This window comes from Chromobacterium sinusclupearum (assembly GCF_002902845.1).
GTDB classification, from domain to species: domain Bacteria; phylum Pseudomonadota; class Gammaproteobacteria; order Burkholderiales; family Chromobacteriaceae; genus Chromobacterium; species Chromobacterium sinusclupearum.
Genome location: NZ_PPTF01000015.1, coordinates 39,021 through 54,108 on the forward strand (window position 1 = coordinate 39,021; position 15,088 = coordinate 54,108).

Annotated in this window: 18 protein-coding genes and 6 tRNA genes; 7 read left to right on the forward strand and 17 right to left on the reverse strand. The window is 63.5% G+C overall.

Annotated elements, in window-relative coordinates; all coding sequences use genetic code 11:
* Nucleotides 1–47 precede the first annotated feature (47 nt).
* On the forward strand, nt 48–722 hold the full coding sequence (locus tag C2134_RS04005; RefSeq protein WP_103317732.1) for a hypothetical protein: 675 nt from the start codon (nt 48–50) through the stop codon (nt 720–722).
* Nucleotides 723–794: 72 nt separating this feature from the next.
* Here the strand turns inward: C2134_RS04005 and C2134_RS04010 are convergent, their stop codons facing one another.
* The 9 genes from C2134_RS04010 to hpnC form a co-directional block, all read right to left on the reverse strand.
* Nucleotides 795–1,691: a hypothetical protein gene (locus tag C2134_RS04010; RefSeq protein WP_103317734.1), complete on the reverse strand. Its 897-nt coding sequence runs from the start codon at nt 1,689–1,691 to the stop codon at nt 795–797.
* Nucleotides 1,692–1,753: 62 nt separating this feature from the next.
* Nucleotides 1,754–1,951 (reverse strand): zf-HC2 domain-containing protein, encoded by a 198-nt coding sequence (locus C2134_RS04015; protein ID WP_071108360.1) that lies wholly within the window; start codon nt 1,949–1,951, stop codon nt 1,754–1,756.
* Nucleotides 1,948–2,508, reverse strand: a complete 561-nt coding sequence (locus tag C2134_RS04020) for a sigma-70 family RNA polymerase sigma factor (RefSeq protein ID WP_103317736.1) — start codon at nt 2,506–2,508, stop codon at nt 1,948–1,950. The genes C2134_RS04015 and C2134_RS04020 overlap by 4 nt, the downstream gene beginning before the upstream one ends.
* Nucleotides 2,509–2,510: 2 nt before the next feature.
* A complete protein-coding gene (gene radA / locus C2134_RS04025; RefSeq protein WP_043622635.1) occupies nt 2,511–3,872 on the reverse strand; it encodes a DNA repair protein RadA in 1,362 nt (453 codons plus the stop codon).
* A gap of 72 nt (nt 3,873–3,944) precedes the next feature.
* Entirely contained in the window at nt 3,945–4,487 is a 543-nt protein-coding gene (locus C2134_RS04030; protein ID WP_103317835.1) for a hypothetical protein, read from the reverse strand.
* Between the two features lie 26 nt (nt 4,488–4,513).
* Nucleotides 4,514–5,275, reverse strand: coding sequence for an SDR family oxidoreductase (locus tag C2134_RS04035; RefSeq protein ID WP_103317738.1), 762 nt, complete (start codon nt 5,273–5,275; stop codon nt 4,514–4,516).
* Nucleotides 5,272–6,543, reverse strand: coding sequence for a hydroxysqualene dehydroxylase HpnE (gene hpnE / locus C2134_RS04040; RefSeq protein WP_233196347.1), 1,272 nt, complete (start codon nt 6,541–6,543; stop codon nt 5,272–5,274). Before hpnE ends, C2134_RS04035 begins: the two co-directional genes overlap by 4 nt.
* The gene (gene hpnD, locus C2134_RS04045; RefSeq protein ID WP_103317742.1) at nt 6,540–7,385 is read right to left on the reverse strand and encodes a presqualene diphosphate synthase HpnD; all 846 of its coding nucleotides are present in this window, start codon (nt 7,383–7,385) and stop codon (nt 6,540–6,542) included. Before hpnD ends, hpnE begins: the two co-directional genes overlap by 4 nt.
* A gap of 64 nt (nt 7,386–7,449) precedes the next feature.
* Nucleotides 7,450–8,262 (reverse strand): squalene synthase HpnC, encoded by an 813-nt coding sequence (hpnC, locus tag C2134_RS04050; RefSeq protein ID WP_103317744.1) that lies wholly within the window; start codon nt 8,260–8,262, stop codon nt 7,450–7,452.
* 206 nt (nt 8,263–8,468) lie between these two features.
* Here hpnC and C2134_RS04055 point away from each other — a divergent pair.
* Nucleotides 8,469–8,544, forward strand: a tRNA-Ala gene (locus C2134_RS04055).
* An 89-nt stretch (nt 8,545–8,633) separates the two neighbouring features.
* On the opposite strand, the gene C2134_RS04060 is transcribed toward C2134_RS04055, so the two are convergent.
* Genes C2134_RS04060 through C2134_RS04070 form a run of 3 tightly spaced genes read right to left on the reverse strand, consistent with a single transcriptional unit; the run spans nt 8,634 to nt 10,856 of the window.
* Entirely contained in the window at nt 8,634–9,401 is a 768-nt protein-coding gene (locus C2134_RS04060; protein ID WP_103317746.1) for an amino acid ABC transporter ATP-binding protein, read from the reverse strand.
* On the reverse strand, nt 9,398–10,078 hold the full coding sequence (locus C2134_RS04065) for an amino acid ABC transporter permease (RefSeq protein ID WP_103317748.1): 681 nt from the start codon (nt 10,076–10,078) through the stop codon (nt 9,398–9,400). The genes C2134_RS04060 and C2134_RS04065 overlap by 4 nt, the downstream gene beginning before the upstream one ends.
* 13 nt (nt 10,079–10,091) lie before the next feature.
* Entirely contained in the window at nt 10,092–10,856 is a 765-nt protein-coding gene (locus C2134_RS04070) for an amino acid ABC transporter substrate-binding protein (RefSeq protein ID WP_103317750.1), read from the reverse strand.
* 307 nt (nt 10,857–11,163) lie between these two features.
* Between C2134_RS04070 and C2134_RS04075 the strand changes: the two genes are divergently transcribed.
* From C2134_RS04075 to C2134_RS04095, 5 genes are all read left to right on the forward strand, one after another.
* Nucleotides 11,164–11,239, forward strand: a tRNA-Ala gene (locus tag C2134_RS04075).
* Nucleotides 11,240–11,246: 7 nt separating this feature from the next.
* Nucleotides 11,247–11,322: transfer RNA gene (locus C2134_RS04080), tRNA-Glu, on the forward strand.
* An 11-nt stretch (nt 11,323–11,333) separates the two neighbouring features.
* Nucleotides 11,334–11,409: transfer RNA gene (locus C2134_RS04085), tRNA-Ala, on the forward strand.
* 19 nt (nt 11,410–11,428) lie between these two features.
* A tRNA-Glu gene (locus C2134_RS04090) sits at nt 11,429–11,504 on the forward strand.
* Between the two features lie 9 nt (nt 11,505–11,513).
* Nucleotides 11,514–11,589 (forward strand) — tRNA-Ala (locus C2134_RS04095).
* Nucleotides 11,590–11,703: 114 nt separating this feature from the next.
* Here C2134_RS04095 and flgJ read toward each other — a convergent pair.
* The 5 genes from flgJ to C2134_RS04120 form a co-directional block, all read right to left on the reverse strand.
* Nucleotides 11,704–12,414, reverse strand: a complete 711-nt coding sequence (gene flgJ, locus C2134_RS04100) for a flagellar assembly peptidoglycan hydrolase FlgJ (RefSeq protein ID WP_233196348.1) — start codon at nt 12,412–12,414, stop codon at nt 11,704–11,706.
* On the reverse strand, nt 12,395–12,820 hold the full coding sequence (gene flgN, locus C2134_RS04105; protein ID WP_103317752.1) for a flagellar export chaperone FlgN: 426 nt from the start codon (nt 12,818–12,820) through the stop codon (nt 12,395–12,397). Before flgN ends, flgJ begins: the two co-directional genes overlap by 20 nt.
* Nucleotides 12,820–13,080, reverse strand: coding sequence for a flagellar biosynthesis anti-sigma factor FlgM (flgM, locus tag C2134_RS04110; RefSeq protein WP_103317754.1), 261 nt, complete (start codon nt 13,078–13,080; stop codon nt 12,820–12,822). The genes flgN and flgM overlap by 1 nt, the downstream gene beginning before the upstream one ends.
* 118 nt (nt 13,081–13,198) lie before the next feature.
* Nucleotides 13,199–13,885, reverse strand: a complete 687-nt coding sequence (locus C2134_RS04115) for a Crp/Fnr family transcriptional regulator (protein WP_103317756.1) — start codon at nt 13,883–13,885, stop codon at nt 13,199–13,201.
* A 212-nt stretch (nt 13,886–14,097) separates the two neighbouring features.
* Nucleotides 14,098–15,087, reverse strand: a complete 990-nt coding sequence (locus C2134_RS04120; protein WP_103317757.1) for a flagellar motor protein MotB — start codon at nt 15,085–15,087, stop codon at nt 14,098–14,100.
* Nucleotide 15,088 lies beyond the last annotated feature (1 nt).

Genomic DNA, 15,088 nt, shown 5'->3' on the forward strand with positions numbered 1-15,088 from the left:
GATCCGTGAAGCGCTGCCCGGCATCCACGTTTTCAAGGAGAGGCAATATGTCTATCAGCAGCAGTAACACCAGCAACAACGCCAGTTCGTACTGGCAGCAACTGCAATCGCTGCATCAGCAGCGGCGCCAGGATTTCAGCAGCCTGACGCAATCGGTTCAGCAAGGCGACATCGCCGGCGCGCAACAAGCGCTGGCCGCACTGCAGCAGCTGAACGGTTCCAACAACACCGACAATGGCAACCAGGATTTCGGCGCGGTGCTGAACAATGCCATCAGCGCGGCATCCTCCACGTCCGCCACCGGCGCCAGCGCCACGGCAACCGATCCGTTTGCCGCGCTGAACAACAGCCAGACCAGCGGTGGCACCGGCAATTCCGTCTCCTCCTTGCTGAACACCCTGGGCCAGGATCTGCAATCCGGCAACCTGAGCCAGGCTCAGCAGGCTTTCCAGCAACTGCAGCAAGGCCTGCAACAGGCCAACGGGGCGCAAGCCAGCGAAGGCGGCCATCGCCACCATCATCATCACCATGACAGCGGCGGCGAGCAAAACAACGGTTTGGCCAACCTATTGAACGGCGGCAATAACAAGCAAAGCGCGGCGACGGACAGCAGCGCCAGCAGCAACGCCATCAACCAGCAAGCCCAGGCCGCGCTCAGCCTGTACCAGGCCAGCGCCGGCAACAATGACATCTCCAGCCTGCTGATGTCGCTATCGGTGTAAAGCTTCCCGGCTTCAAGACAAAGGCCTTCCATGCGGAAGGCCTTTTTCGTTCTGCCGGGCATAGGCAGAACCTCAAGCGCGCGGGCCGTCCATTCTGGCACGGCTGGCGCAGCCATCAAACCAGGGCCGCAGGCTGGCATCGAACGCTGCCGCCAGGGTCTGCGCCTGCTGGTAAGCCAGCTCGCCCTCGTCGGAGCGTCCCAGGCCAAAGCATGCCCGGGCGCGTTCGAGCAAGAGAAAGGCGCGGTCCACGTCTTCCTCGCCGTTGTCGGCGATCAGCGCCAGGCCGGCATCGGCCGATTGCAGGCCATCGCGCCACTGCGCAAATCGATTCGCCGTCAGCGCCAGCAGGTACTCGGCCCGCTCATGATTGACCCAGTTCCCCGCCCGCCCCCATAGCCGCCGCGCGCACTGCGCGGCCCGCCAGACAATGCGCGGGCTTGAGGAGTCGGCATCTAGGTCTTCCCGCTCCAGCAGCCCGGAAACGATATTGTTGGCCAGCGAAGCCAGCGTGGCGTCGTTGGCGCTGGCCGCGATAGGCTCCAGCTCCTGCAGCAATTCATCCAATGCCGGCAGCAAGCCGGACAGCGGGCCATGCTGTTGCAAACCCTGCAACACGCCCAGCCGCCCCAGCAGCCGCATCATCCCGGCGTCCATTCCCGCGGCCTGCCATTGCCGCTCCAGCCGCCAGGCCGCCAAAGCATCGCCGGACAAAGTTGCCGCAACCAGGCTATGGCGCAGCAGGATTGGGCCGGCGTCTGACAGGGGCAAACGGCGCAATAGCGTCCAGGCTGCGCGCCAGTCGCCCTTTTGCTCACCCAGCAAGTGATTGATCAGCCAGGCCAAGCGCGGATGGTCGGCCGGCGGCAGCGCAGGAGAATCGATCAATCCGGGCAATTGCGCGATCACCTCATCCGGACTGTCGTCGTGGATTTGAATCAGCTGTTGCAGCGTGGAGGCGGCGGTCATGAAAAAGGCCTTTCTCAAAGAAAGGCCCAGTTTCCACAACACCACCCGACATGTCAAAAGCATCAGCCGTTAGGCATGCTGTCTTCTCCATCGCCAGCCCGGCGCGCCGCCCGGCGCATCAGCTGCAACTGCTGCGAGAATTGGCGGCAATTGCCGCATAGCAGCAGGTGCATCCTCAATTTCAGATGTTCGGTGGCGCCCAGGGGCCGATCCAGGCCGGCCGAAATCAGCCGGCTGGCTTCGCGGCAACTCAACTTCATCGCTCGTCCTCCCGGCTCCAGCGTATTGAAAAACATTCGCGCAGACTCATCCGCGCCCGGTACAGCAGTACTGAACAGTTTGTCGCGCTGATGTCCAGATTGTTACAGATGTCGGCGATTTCCATCCCCATCACCTCGCGCATGACAAATACCATGGCGGTGCGGCGCGGCATCACTTGGGAACACTCTTCGAACACCTGCCAGAACTGGCGCGAAATCAGTTCATTCTCCGGCCCGCTCCAGGCCTTGACCGGCTCGCGCCAATGGCCGTCCTGCGCGAACAGGCCGTCGAAATCGCTGTCGTCCGCCTCGTCTTCCAGCGACTCGAACAGCTTCTCCTTGCCCTTGCGGCGCATCGCGTCTATCAATTTGAAACGCAGAATGGAAGTCAGCCAGGTGCGCAGGGTGGACTTGCCGGAAAAGCTGGCCTGCGACTCCAGCGCGGCCAGCAGCGTTTCCTGCACCGCCTCCTCCGCCGCGTCGCGCTCGCGCAATTGCGCCAGCGCGTAACGCAACAAATACGGCCGCTCCTGCTCGATCAGCTGCGCGTCTATCATGCTCACTCCCTGCAGAATTCCACCGCCTGATCCAGCCGGTCCACCGCCAGCACTTTCAGGCCTTCGATTTCTTGCCGCGGCTTGTTGGCGCTGGGCACGATGGCGCGGGTGAAGCCGAGCTTGGCGGCTTCTTTAAGCCGCTCCTGGCCGCGCGTCACCGGGCGCACCTCGCCGGCCAGGCCCACCTCGCCGAACACCACCAATTTTTCCGGCAATGCCTTATTGCGCAAGGACGATACCATGGCCAGGATGATGGCCAGGTCGGCCGCCGGCTCATTGATCTTGACGCCGCCCACCGCGTTGAGGAACACGTCCTGGTCGAAGCAAGCCACGCCGCCGTGGCGGTGCAGCACCGCCAGCAGCATCGCCAGCCGGTTCTGCTCCAGGCCGACGGTGAGACGCTTGGGCTGGAAGCCATGGCAGTCGTCCACCAGCGCCTGGATCTCCACCAACAAGGGCCGCGTGCCTTCCTGCGTCACCAGCACGCAGGAGCCGGCCACGTCGTCGCGGTAGGACGACAGGAAGATGGCCGACGGGTTGGACACGCCCTTCAGGCCGCGGTCGGTCATCGCGAACACGCCCAGCTCGTTGACCGCGCCGAAGCGGTTCTTGATCGCCCGTATCATGCGGTAGCTGGAATGGGAGTCGCCCTCGAAATACAGCACGGTGTCCACCATATGCTCCAGCACGCGCGGGCCGGCCAGCGAGCCTTCCTTGGTGACATGGCCCACCAGCAGCACCGTGATGCCGCTTTGCTTGGCCATGCGCGTCAGCTGCGCCGCGCATTCGCGCACCTGCGACACCGAACCCGGCGCCGACGTCACCTGCTCGGTGTACAGCGTCTGGATGGAGTCGATCACCACCACGTCCGGCAGCTCGCGCTTCAGCGTGGCCAGGATGTTTTCGATGCAGATCTCGGCCAGCAGATTGACGCTGCTGGTATCCAGCGCCAGGCGCGAGGCGCGCAGCGCGATCTGCTGCGCCGATTCCTCGCCGGACACATACAGCACCTTGCGGTTGCGGCCGATCTGCGACAAGGCCTGCAGCAGCAGCGTGGATTTGCCGATGCCGGGGTCGCCGCCGATCAGCACCACCGCGCCGCGCACGATCCCGCCGCCCAGCACGCGGTCCAGCTCGTCGATGCCGGAAGGGTCGCGCGGAGTTTCCTCGGTCTGCACTTCGGACAGCTTCTGCACTTGGGTGACATTGGCCGCCCAGGACTGGAAGCGCGGGCCGGCGGCGGCCGGCGCAGCGACAGACTCCACCAGCGTGTTCCAGGCGTTGCAGTGCGGGCATTGGCCCTGCCATTTGGGCGCTTGTCCGCCGCACTCGGTGCAGCTGAATACGGTTTTGCTCTTGGCCATTAGGGACAATAAATGGGAATCAAAGGCGGAAGAATAACAGGAGCCGGCCAGCCATGCCGCAAAAGCGGACGATCAATTGGCCGGATGCTTGGCGTCGGACTTGTTGAGCTCGTTGATGATGTTGAGCAGGCGCTTCTGATCGGCCTCGCTCTTGCCGTTGGGCTGCTTGGGTTTGGCCGGCGCGTCAGGATGCTGCATCGCCGCCACCACGGCGGCCACTTCCGGATCGTTCTTGGCGGCCTGGTCCGCCTCTTCGCTGGTTAAGGGATGCGGACCGGCGTCGCTGGACTTGCCGGCTAGCGCGGCCGGCTTGTTGACGGCGGCGGCGGGCGCTCCCGCCATGGCGCCGCTAGCGGCGACCGGTTTCTCCGGCGGCGGCGCCATCGTCTCCAGCTTGTTCTTGGCCATGTATTCGTTCATCTCGCGCCAGCCGGCATAAATCGACGCCTTATCAGCCTCGGGGTTGCGGATATAGCACTCCTCGAGCGAGCGGCCGGTCTGGCGGCAGGCGGCGCCCACAGCCTTGTCCGAGTCCCGGGTCAGGCCGGTTACGCTGTTTACCCAATTGCATCCGCCAAGGGCCAACATGGTCGTCAGCAGCAGCAAAATTCTCATGCTCATCCCCCGTTTTCGCTAATGCCTCAGCCGCGCGGCTGACGCAGATCCAGTTCCAGTACTTCGCCGCTGCGGCCGCGGCTGTCTGCGCTCATCCAGTACAGCAGATGCGGCATCAGATCGGCCAGATCACCGCGCTCGCGCTTGTCTTCGCCCGGATGCGTCCGGTTGCGCTGCGGCGAGTTGACCGGGCCCGGCAGCAGCAGATTGACCCGCAAATTGGGATGCATGTCCCATTCGCTGGCGGCCACCGTGGTCAGATAAACCTGGCCGGCATTGGAAGCGCCGAAGCCGCCCCAGTAGGCCGCGGGATGCAGCGCGTGATGCTCGCCGACGAACAGCACCGACGCATCCGGCGCATCCTTCAACAGCGGCAGGCAGGCGCGGGTCAGCGCGAAGCGGGCCACGGTATTGATGCGGTACTGGTTCATCCATTCTTCTATGGTCTGGTTGCTTAGCGGCGACAGCGCGTAAAAATGCGAGGCGCAGTGCAGAATCCCGTCCAGGCGGCCGAACTCTCGATGTATGGTCAGCGCCAGATTGTTGAATTCGTTCTCGCCGGCATTCAGCAGATCCAGCGGCACCGCGGCCGGCTCCGGCGCGCCGCTCGCCACCACTTCATCGTAGACTCTCTCCAGGCCCTTGACGCTGCGAGAAAGCAGCACCACCGTCGCGCCATGGCGGGCGAAGGCCAGCGCCGCCTCGCGGCCTATGCCTTGCGAGGCGCCGGTAACCAGGATGACGCGCCCGGCCAGCGCGTCTGGAGCAAATTCAGTCTTCATTGTCATTGTTCTACCTGTAAATCCCGCTTCACTGCGGCGGCCGCGGCTACGCCGCTGCGCACCGCGCCCTCCAGTGTCGCCGGGTAATCGGGATGCACCCAATCCCCGGCCAGATAAACTCCCGGCCACGCAGCGCGAGTACCCGGCCTCATCAGGCCGATCTCGCTGGCAAACGTGGCGCGCTTCTCCACAATCACTTGGCTCTGGCAAGGCTCGCCCAGCCAGGGCGCCAAACGGCGCGCATCGGCCGCCACCGCATGGACCAGCTCCTGAGCCGGCGGCAGCGCGGCGGGCGCGCTGATCACAGCGGCCAGCCAACCGGCCTCGCCGCACAGCGCCTCGCGATCGAACAACCAGTCCGCCGTGCCGCCGCTGACGCCCATCATCGGCGCCGGCAAGCGCGGCGAGCGGTCGAAGCGCAGATACACCGTGGCGATGGGGCAATATCGGTAGGCGGCTACCGACTCCCGCAGGGCCGGCTCGGCCAGCAAAGCCTTGGCATGATATGGCGCCACCGCGACGATCACAGCATCATACTCCGTACCGTCCACCTGCGGCCTGCCATCCTTCATTTCCACCGATGCCACGCGCTCGCCGGCCCGCAACGCCGCGCCGCGCTCGCCCAGCCAGCGCCAGGCGGGATCGGGAAACAGCGCGGACAGATCAAGCGCCGGCAGCAAGAGATCGCTGGCCTCGCGGGCGGCGCCCAGGCTGTCGCGCAAGACGGCGGCCAGCACCCGCATCGATGCCCGCGGCAGCGGCGTATTCAGCGCCGACGCCACCAAGGGCTGCCAGAAGTCGCGGCGCAAGCCCGCGCTTTGCCCCTGCTCCGCCAACCAGGCGTCCACGCTCAAGTCGTGTTCTAAACGGTATCCCGAGCGCCGCAATCCATCCAGCGCGCGCGCCAGTTTCCACTTGTCCGTCCAGGACACGCCGCGCGCCAGCAGCAGTCCAGCCGCCACATGCAGCGGCGCCGGCAGTTGCGGGCAGCGCAGACGCAAGCCGCCATCGCGCAGCCACTGCATGGGCAGCCGCCGCAAAGCGCTTTCCGGGCTGACGCCTACAGTCCGCATCAGGCGCAAGCATTCTGCATAAGCGCCCAGCAGAATGTGCTGACCATTGTCAAACCTGGCGCCATCTTTGCCGGCGCACCGCGCCCGCCCGCCGGGATCGCGCCCGGCCTCGTACACGGTCAGGTCCGCCCAGCCGGCCAGCTCTACCGCCGCGGCGAGGCCGGCCCAGCCGGCGCCCACCACCGCCACTCTCGGTTTCACGGCTTGTAGCCGAAGGTCCAGGTTTTCCAGGCCAGCCACAGCTTGCGGCCGGTTCCCAGCGATAGGCGCTGGTTCAGCACTTTGGCAGGACCATCCTGCCGGATTTCCTTCAGCGTGGCGCGGTAGATCGCCGCCATCAGCAGGCCGGGCCGCTGCGACTTGCGGTCTTCCGCCGGCAGCAAATCCCAGGCCTTGCGGTATTGCTCTTGCGCCCGTTCGATCTGGAAGGCCATCAGCGCCTGGAATGCCTCGCTCTCCTCGTAATGCAGGATGTCCATCGCCGGGCAGTTGAAACGCTGCAGCTCATCCATCGGCAGATAGATGCGGTCGCGCCGGGCGTCCTCGCCCACGTCGCGGATGATGTTGGTCAGCTGGAAAGCCACGCCCAGTTCATGAGCGTACTCCAGTGTGCGTTCGTCGCGGTAGCCGAAGATGCGGGCGGCCAGCTGCCCCACCACGCCGGCCACGCGGTGGCAATACAGCAGCAGGTCCTGGTAGCGCTGATAGCGCACCATGTGCAGGTCCATCTCCATGCCGTCTATGATCTCTTCCAGCTGCGACTGCGGCAGCTGGAAGGCTTTCAGGTGCGGCTGCAGCGCGCGCATCACCGGATGGTCTACCTGGCCCAGATACGCCCGGCCTACCTCGCCGCGCCACCAGGCCAGCTTGGCCTTGGCCACGTTCAGGTCCTGGCATTCGTCTACCGCGTCGTCCACCTCGCGGCAGAAGGCGTACAGCGCGGTGATGGCGCGCCGCCGCTCTGCCGGCAGAAAACGGAAGCTGTAATAGAAACTGGAGCCGCTGGACGCGGCCTTGTCCTCGCAATACTGATCCGGCGTCACGCGCCTCTCCCAAAACTGTCGCCGGACTTTGCCGGCGGGATTCCGTAGTTTGCGTCGCGCCGGCTCATTTGCCCCGGCACGCCCGCCATATCATGTATGCCCAATCGCGACCCTTCAGCTTCGGCCGCTGGCGGAACACGTCGCCTTCGCTGGCATGCAGCTTTTGCAGGATGCGCTCGCCGCCCATCACGATCAGCCGCAACTCCAGCCCCAGCCGGCCGCGCAGGGTCCGCCCCAGCGGCGCGCCGGCCTGCAGCATCTTGCGCGCCCGCTCCACCTGATACAGCATCAGCGCGCGCCATTTGGCGTCGCAAAGGCCGGCCGCGATCTGCGCCTCCCTCACGCCAAAGCGCGCCAGATCTTCCTGCGGCAGATAGACCCGGTTCTTTTGCCAATCGATCGCCACATCCTGCCAAAAGTTGATCAGTTGCAGCGCGGTGCAAATGCCGTCGGACTGCGCCAGGCTGCGCGGATCGGTTTCGCCGTACAGCGCCAGCATCAACCGCCCCACCGGATTGGCAGATCGGCGGCAATAGTCCACCAATTCGCCAAAGCTCTGGTAACGCGTCTTGCCCACATCCTGCCGGAAAGCCGACAGCAGGTCGCGGAACGGTTGCAGCGGCAAGGCATGCTCGGCGATGGCCACCGCCAGCGGCGCCATCAGCGCGATCCGCGGCGGCTCGCCGACGGCGATGCGGTCCAGATCGGCTTCCAGCCTGTCCAGCTCGGCCAGCCGCGTCGCTGAGTCGGCATCGCCTTCGTCCGCCACGTCGTCGGCGTAGCGGGCGAAATGATAGATGGCGTGCACCGCCCGCCGCATCTTTCGCGGCAGCAGGATGGAACCCACCGGGAAATTCTCGTAATGGCCAACCGACATTGCCGCCTCTCAAACCGATTCCGGCTGCGGATTATAACCGAGCCAGCGTGACAGCGTCCCGCGCGCTGACAATGCCATGCTCGATCCCGCCGAAACATGCCAAATCAGCTTGCGCTGGCATTTTTCACTTTTGTGACGGCAGGGTATTTACAAGCCGCAAAGAGACGCATAGAATGCCCAGCACTGTGAACGCAGCGACATCCAACGGGGGTATAGCTCAGCTGGGAGAGCGCTTGCATGGCATGCAAGAGGTCAGCGGTTCGATCCCGCTTACCTCCACCACTCGACTGCTTCACCAAACAAAAAAGCCTGCGCAAGCAGGCTTTTTTGCATTCCAGCGCCAGGAAGCCGCCGACGGCGGCCCCTTGCGCTCAAATCTGCACCAAATCCCTCGCCCCGGCAGTCAGCGTGGAGACATATTCGGCCGTGCGCGGCTGGCGCGGCGCGCCGAATATCTGGGACGCGCTGCCCGCCTCGACGACGCGGCCATGCTCCAAGAACACGACATCGCGCGCCACGCTGGCCGCCAGGCGCAGATCGTGCGTCGCCATCAGCATGGTGACGCCCTCGGCCGCCAGCTGGCGCAGCACCGCCACCACTTCCGCCGCCAGCTCCGGGTCCAGCGCCGATGTCGGTTCGTCGCACAACAACAGCCGCGGCGACGGCGCCAGGGCGCGGGCAATGGCCACCCGCTGCTGCTGGCCGCCAGACAGGGTAGACGGCCAGGCGTCAGCCTTGTGAGCCATGCCCACCTTGTCCAACAGTTCGCGCGCGCGCTGTTCCGCCTGCTGGCGCGGCCAGCGCTGCACGGTCAGCAGGCCTTCCATCACATTTTGCAGTACCGTCTGATGCGGAAACAGCTGGAAGCTCTGGAACACCATGCCGGTCGCCCGCCGCATCCGCAGCACCGCCTCGCGTGACAGCTTGCGACCCGGTGTAAAGCTCAAGGCATCGCCGGCCAGCTCCAGGCTGCCGGCATCCGGCACCTCCAGCAGGTTGACGCAGCGCAGCAGCGTGCTCTTGCCGCTGCCGGACGGGCCGATCAGCGCGGTGACGCCGCCCTCGGACAGGGTCAGGCTCACCCCGTCCAGCACCCGGTGGCCATCAAAGGATTTGACGATATCGTTCAGCTTGATCATGTCGCCGCTCCCACGGGCGCCACATGGCGGTCAAAACGTTTTTCCAGACGCTCTTGCAGCCAGGTCAACACCGTACTCAGCATCAGGTATAGAAAAGCCGCCTCAAGATACAGTACCAGCGGCTCGTAAGTGGTGGCGGCAATCCGCTGCGCCGCCTGGAACATCTCCGGCACCGTCAATACGGCCGCCAGCGAGGTATCCTTTACCAGCGAGATAAAGGAGTTGGCCAGCGGCGGCACCGCCACCCGGCTCGCCTGCGGCAGGATGGTGCGGCGCATCGCCTGCGACCAGCTCATGCCCAGCGAATACGCCGCCTCCCACTGCGCCTTCGGCACCGAGACGATGGCCGCCCGTATCACTTCCGAGGTATACGCGCCGACGCTGAGCACGAAGCCAAGCAGCGCCGCTGGAAACGGATCAAACACGATGCCGACGCGCGGCAAGCCGTAGAAGATCACGAACAGCTGCACCAGCAAGGGCGTGCCGCGCACCAGCCAGGAATAAGCGCGCACCAACAGCACCAACGGGCGCGGGCCAAACAGCCGGATCAAGGCCACCACCAGGCCCAAGGCCAAGCCACCGACAAAAGACAGCAAGGTCAGCGGCACGGTGAACACCAGCCCGGCATAAATAAGCGACGGCAGCGAATCCGCCATCAACTGCAACCACGAAGGCATCGCTCCTCCTCAATCAGCGCGACACGTCGGCGCCGAAGTATTTGTGCGAAATCTTCTGATACGTGCCGTCAGCCTTGATCGACGCCAGCGCCTTGTCGATGGCGGCCTTCAATTCCGGATTGCCCTTGCGCAACAGCACGGCGGACGCGTCGCCATTCGCCTCGGTAGCGGCTACTTTCAGGCGTGACTTGGGCTGCTTCTTCTTGAAATCGAGGAAGGACAGGCTGTCGTTGATGGTGGTTTCCACGCGGCCGGACTCCAGCAGCGCGACGGATTCATTGAAGCCCTGAGTCGGCACCACCTCCGCGCCATAGCGCTGCGCCAGCTTGCCGAAATTGCTGGTCAGGGTATTGGCGGACTTGCGGCCCTTCAAGTCTTCAAAGCGCTTGATGTCGCGATTGTCGTCGCGCACGATCAACACCGCCTTGGACACGATGTACGGCTCGGAGAAATCGTATTTGGCCTTGCGCGCATCGGTGACGGCCACCTCGTTGATCACGACGTCGTAACGCTTGACGTCCAGGCCGGCGATCAAGCCATCCCACTTGCCCTCGACGAATTGCGGCTTGACGCCCAGACGCTTGGCGATGGCCTGGCCGATTTCGACATCAAAACCGGTCAGTTCGCCGGAAGCATTGTGATAAGTAAACGGGGCATACGTGCCTTCGGTGCCGATCTTCAACACGCCAGCCTTGCGGATATCGGCCAGATCGTCAGCGTGCGCAAAAGCGGCGGCCAAAGACAGACCAAGAATCAGTGCGGCATTCAGTTTTTTCATTGTCGAATCTCCATCGTTGCTCAGTGTCTTCCGGCAGCATGGGCCGGCCATGGCGACACCTTAACAGCGGCAATGTTAGAATACTAAGTAATATTATTTTAGATTTATATTCTTTATTGAAATATAAATACCCAAAATGCCTCCTCGTGTCGCGCGCCGCACTTCATTCGCCAGTCAAAATGGGTAATTTCTGCATATTTTCGAAATATTTTCACAAAACGCTTGCACGCCCAAATTGGTCCGGGTATAGTTCGCCTCCTGTCGAGACCCAACGGTCAAAAGCGAAAGCGAAATCGACAGATTATGTGGGGGTATAGCTCAGCTGGGAGAGCGCTTGCATGGCATGCAAGAGGTCAGCGGTTCGATCCCGCTTACCTCCACCAAAATTTAGTCCCCATCGTCTAGAGGCCTAGGACACCGCCCTTTCACGGCGATAACCGGGGTTCGAATCCCCGTGGGGACGCCATAGTTTCATGTGGGGGTATAGCTCAGCTGGGAGAGCGCTTGCATGGCATGCAAGAGGTCAGCGGTTCGATCCCGCTTACCTCCACCACAATACAATTAGGACGTATGTCCCCATCGTCTAGAGGCCTAGGACACCGCCCTTTCACGGCGATAACCGGGGTTCGAATCCCCGTGGGGACGCCAGCGAATACTGGGGGTATAGCTCAGCTGGGAGAGCGCTTGCATGGCATGCAAGAGGTCAGCGGTTCGATCCCGCTTACCTCCACCAGTTAAAAAGCCGAAATCTTGAGATTTCGGCTTTTTTCTTTTTATTTCCCCTAAAAAGCTCAAAACAAAAATCGGCGTGCTTTGACGCCGATTTTACCCGCCCCGCCGCCCCGCATCAACGCGCCGTTCGCCGCAGCTGCCCAACCAGGTCGGCCAGCTTGCCGGCGTAGCCCGGATCGCTGGCATAGCCGCCGCTCGCCAAACCCCGGGCAAACGCCTGCGCATCGCCGCCAACGCCCAACGCCGCGCGATAGCGAGGATTGCTCGCCAACAACCTGGCGTAGTCGTCAAAAGCGGCTTGGTAATCGGGATAAGCCCGGAACGACTCCACCCGGGATTGTTTTTGCCCATCCGCGAATTCCGTGGTCAGCGCCGCCGCGACGCCGCCGCGCCAGCGCGAGTCGGCCTTGATGCCAAACAGATTATGGCTATTGCCGCCATTCGCCAACGTCAACGGCTTGCGCCCCCAGCCCGACTCCAGCGCCGCCTGCGCCAGCACGATGTCCGGCGTGACGCCCAGCCTCGCCGCAGCCGCCTGCGCATACGGCCTCATCTCCTCAAGAAAAGCCTGCCTGTCAGGCGAAACCGCAGCCGCATCCACCCGACCCGCAGCCTGCAATTGCTGCTTCAAGCGCCAGGCTTCCGGCGTCAATTGCGCAGCCGCACCCGGCTCGCCATTGGCGATGAAACGTTCCACCTCGCGGCGCAAACCAGAAAACTGCTCGGCGAATCCTGCGCCGCCGCCCGGCAAGTCCAGCGGCAAGGCGACGGACTCGGCCAAGGGCGAGTCAAAACCGGCCGCTCGCTCACTGCGCTGCGTAAACATCGGACTCCCCCTCCAGCACCCGTCGCAACAGGGCTTGCCGCTGCTGCAATAATTGGCCGTTGCGCAGATTGCGCTCCCGACACGCGGCAGCCAGCTCGCACAGCCGCCGCCAACGCGCCGCGCCCTGCTCGCGCAGATTTGGCGGCAAGGCATCCAAGAGCGCGCTCATCGACAATTCGGCGCCGGCAGGCAGCAAATCCCGCACCCATGCCTGACGGGCGTGGCGGCTACGCTCCAGCCTGTCGCACAGCTCGGAAATCCGGCTGGCGCACGCCTCCAAGCCTGCCGCATCATGGGCTAGCGCGGCCTGAAACTGCGCCTCCAGACTCTCCAATAGCAGCGGATAATCAGCCAGATCCGCTGCTATGGTCGTGAACAACTCGCGATAAACCTGCTTTCTATCCATCAACGTCCGCCGTGATATTGCTCGATCAGGCCAGCCAACCGCTGCGGATCGAAGCGCACCTCGCCGCGCGCCAGCGCGGCGCGCACCGCATCCACCTTGGCCTGGTCGATTTCCGGCATGGCGCGCAGATCGGCGGCCAGCGAGGCGGACGAGTCCTGCGCCGGCAGCGCGCGCGGCACGGCTTCCGCTGCCGGGCGGTTTTCGGTCTTGAGGTTTGCGGCCTGTTCGCCGCGCCAGGAGGAATGAGGTGAGATCTGCATCAGAATGCCTGCTATCCGTATACGGTGTGATACCGATACAAGGCGACGCCAGCGCGCCGAACTTAAGCTGGGAGGGCAAAAAGGCCGGCCGCCTCATTGGCGGCGCGGCCGGGTCGCGTCAGAAGTTTTCCGGCAGCATCTTCAACACCACGATGCGGCGGTTCTCCATGCGGATATAGTGCCCATAGACGAGTTCTTTCAGGATGCGCGCCACCATCTCGCGCGAGGAGCCGATCTGATCGGCGATTTCCTGCTGCGTCAATTGCTTGCGCAGGATCAGCACGCCGTCTTGCTCCACCAGCATCTGATTGATCAGGATGCGCACGCGGCCATACACATCGAGCAGGGCCAGGTTGCGCGCCAGCATGGTCATGTGACGCACCAGGGAAACCAGGTAGCGCATGATGCTGCCGCGCACCATATGGCAGCCCGGCAAGCCATCCTCGCTGTCGAACAACTGGCACAACATGCTGCGGGAGAAGCGCAGCAGCATGCTGTCCTCGTCGGCCACCACGCTGCTGTTGCGCATGCCGCCGTCGACAAACGACTCCATGCCCAGCATGTCGCCCGGCATGCTGATCTGCAGCACATACTTCTTGCCGTTCGGCTCCGCCACATAGGCCTGCATGCAGCCGGCGAACAGCAGGTAAACCTCGTCGGAAGCATCGCCTTCCGAGTACAACGCCTCCCCTTTGGCTAGGCGGATCGTCTCGCCCTCCTCCAGGACCCTATCCAGCTGCTCTTCAGCCAAATGGCCAAACAGCGGCGTCTGCCGCAACATCTGTATTGCTTGTTCTTGTTTCATCTCGGTAACACGTCCCCGACTCACTGACACCCATCACTGAATGTCAAAGTCATTGATTGACATTTTATATTATTGGATATGACTCTCAAGTCGTTATTCTTATCAACTATTGGGATATTGTAAATAATTTGCTTAAAATTTGTGTGAAATTCTCACAAAAAAAAATCCTTGCAACGCAAGGATTTTTATGGAAACACAATATTAACAGAAAATTAACGTATTCCGATGGTATCCCGCTTGAGATTGCTCAAGTCTGACGCGCTGGGCAGTGCGGACGCCACGCCCGGGATGCCGGCTGAGCCTTTCGCCGCCGCGCCGAACATCGACACCACCGCCTGCGCCTGGCCGGAAGTCAAAATCAACAGCTCGATGCGGCGATTCACCGCCGCCAGCGGATGCGCGCTGTCCAGCGGCGCGCGGTCGGCCATGCCGACCACTTGCAGCACGGATTCGCCGGCCAACCCGCCCTGCAGCATGTGCATGCGCGCCGCCATGGCCCGGTTGCTGGACAAGGACCAGTTGGACAGGGTGTTGAAGCCGCCCGCGCTGTGGTATCGCGCCGCGTCGGTATGCCCCACCAGCAAGAGCCGGTTGTCGATCTCGCCCAGCATGGCGCCGATCTGCTGCAGCAAGGATCGGAAACGCGGCTCCACAATCGCGCTGCCGCGCTCGAACATGCCCTGCTTGTCGGTGTCATGCAGCGTCACGCGCAGACCATACGGCGTGATCACCGTTTGCAGATTGCTCTCCAGCCCCGCCTTGCGGCTCATTTCGGACAACTCCGCCGCCAGCTTGCGCAGATCGGCCTCGCTGTCGTAGCTGCGCCGCTCGCGCTCCGGCTCATCATTCACCGCCTGCTTGTCGCTGTCGCGGACCATGGACTTGCTGGCCGCCTGGCTGCCGTTGTGGCCGGGAATCGGGTCGCGCGGAATCAGCGTGCCGGGCGGATTGCCCATATGGTCTATCTGCCGGCCGTTGCCCTGCAGCAAAGGGCTGCCGCCGGAAGTGGTGAGCAGCTGCTGCAGGTTTTCCTGATCGCGCGCGGCCAGCACCCACAGCACCAGAAACAAACACATCAGCGCCAATACGAAGTCGGCAAACGCCACTTTCCAGGCGCCGCCGTGCGCGTCTTCGGCGTGGCGGCGCGCCACGCGCTTGATCACCGCGCCGTCCTGGCCATCCTTGTTCTTCAGGCCCGCCATG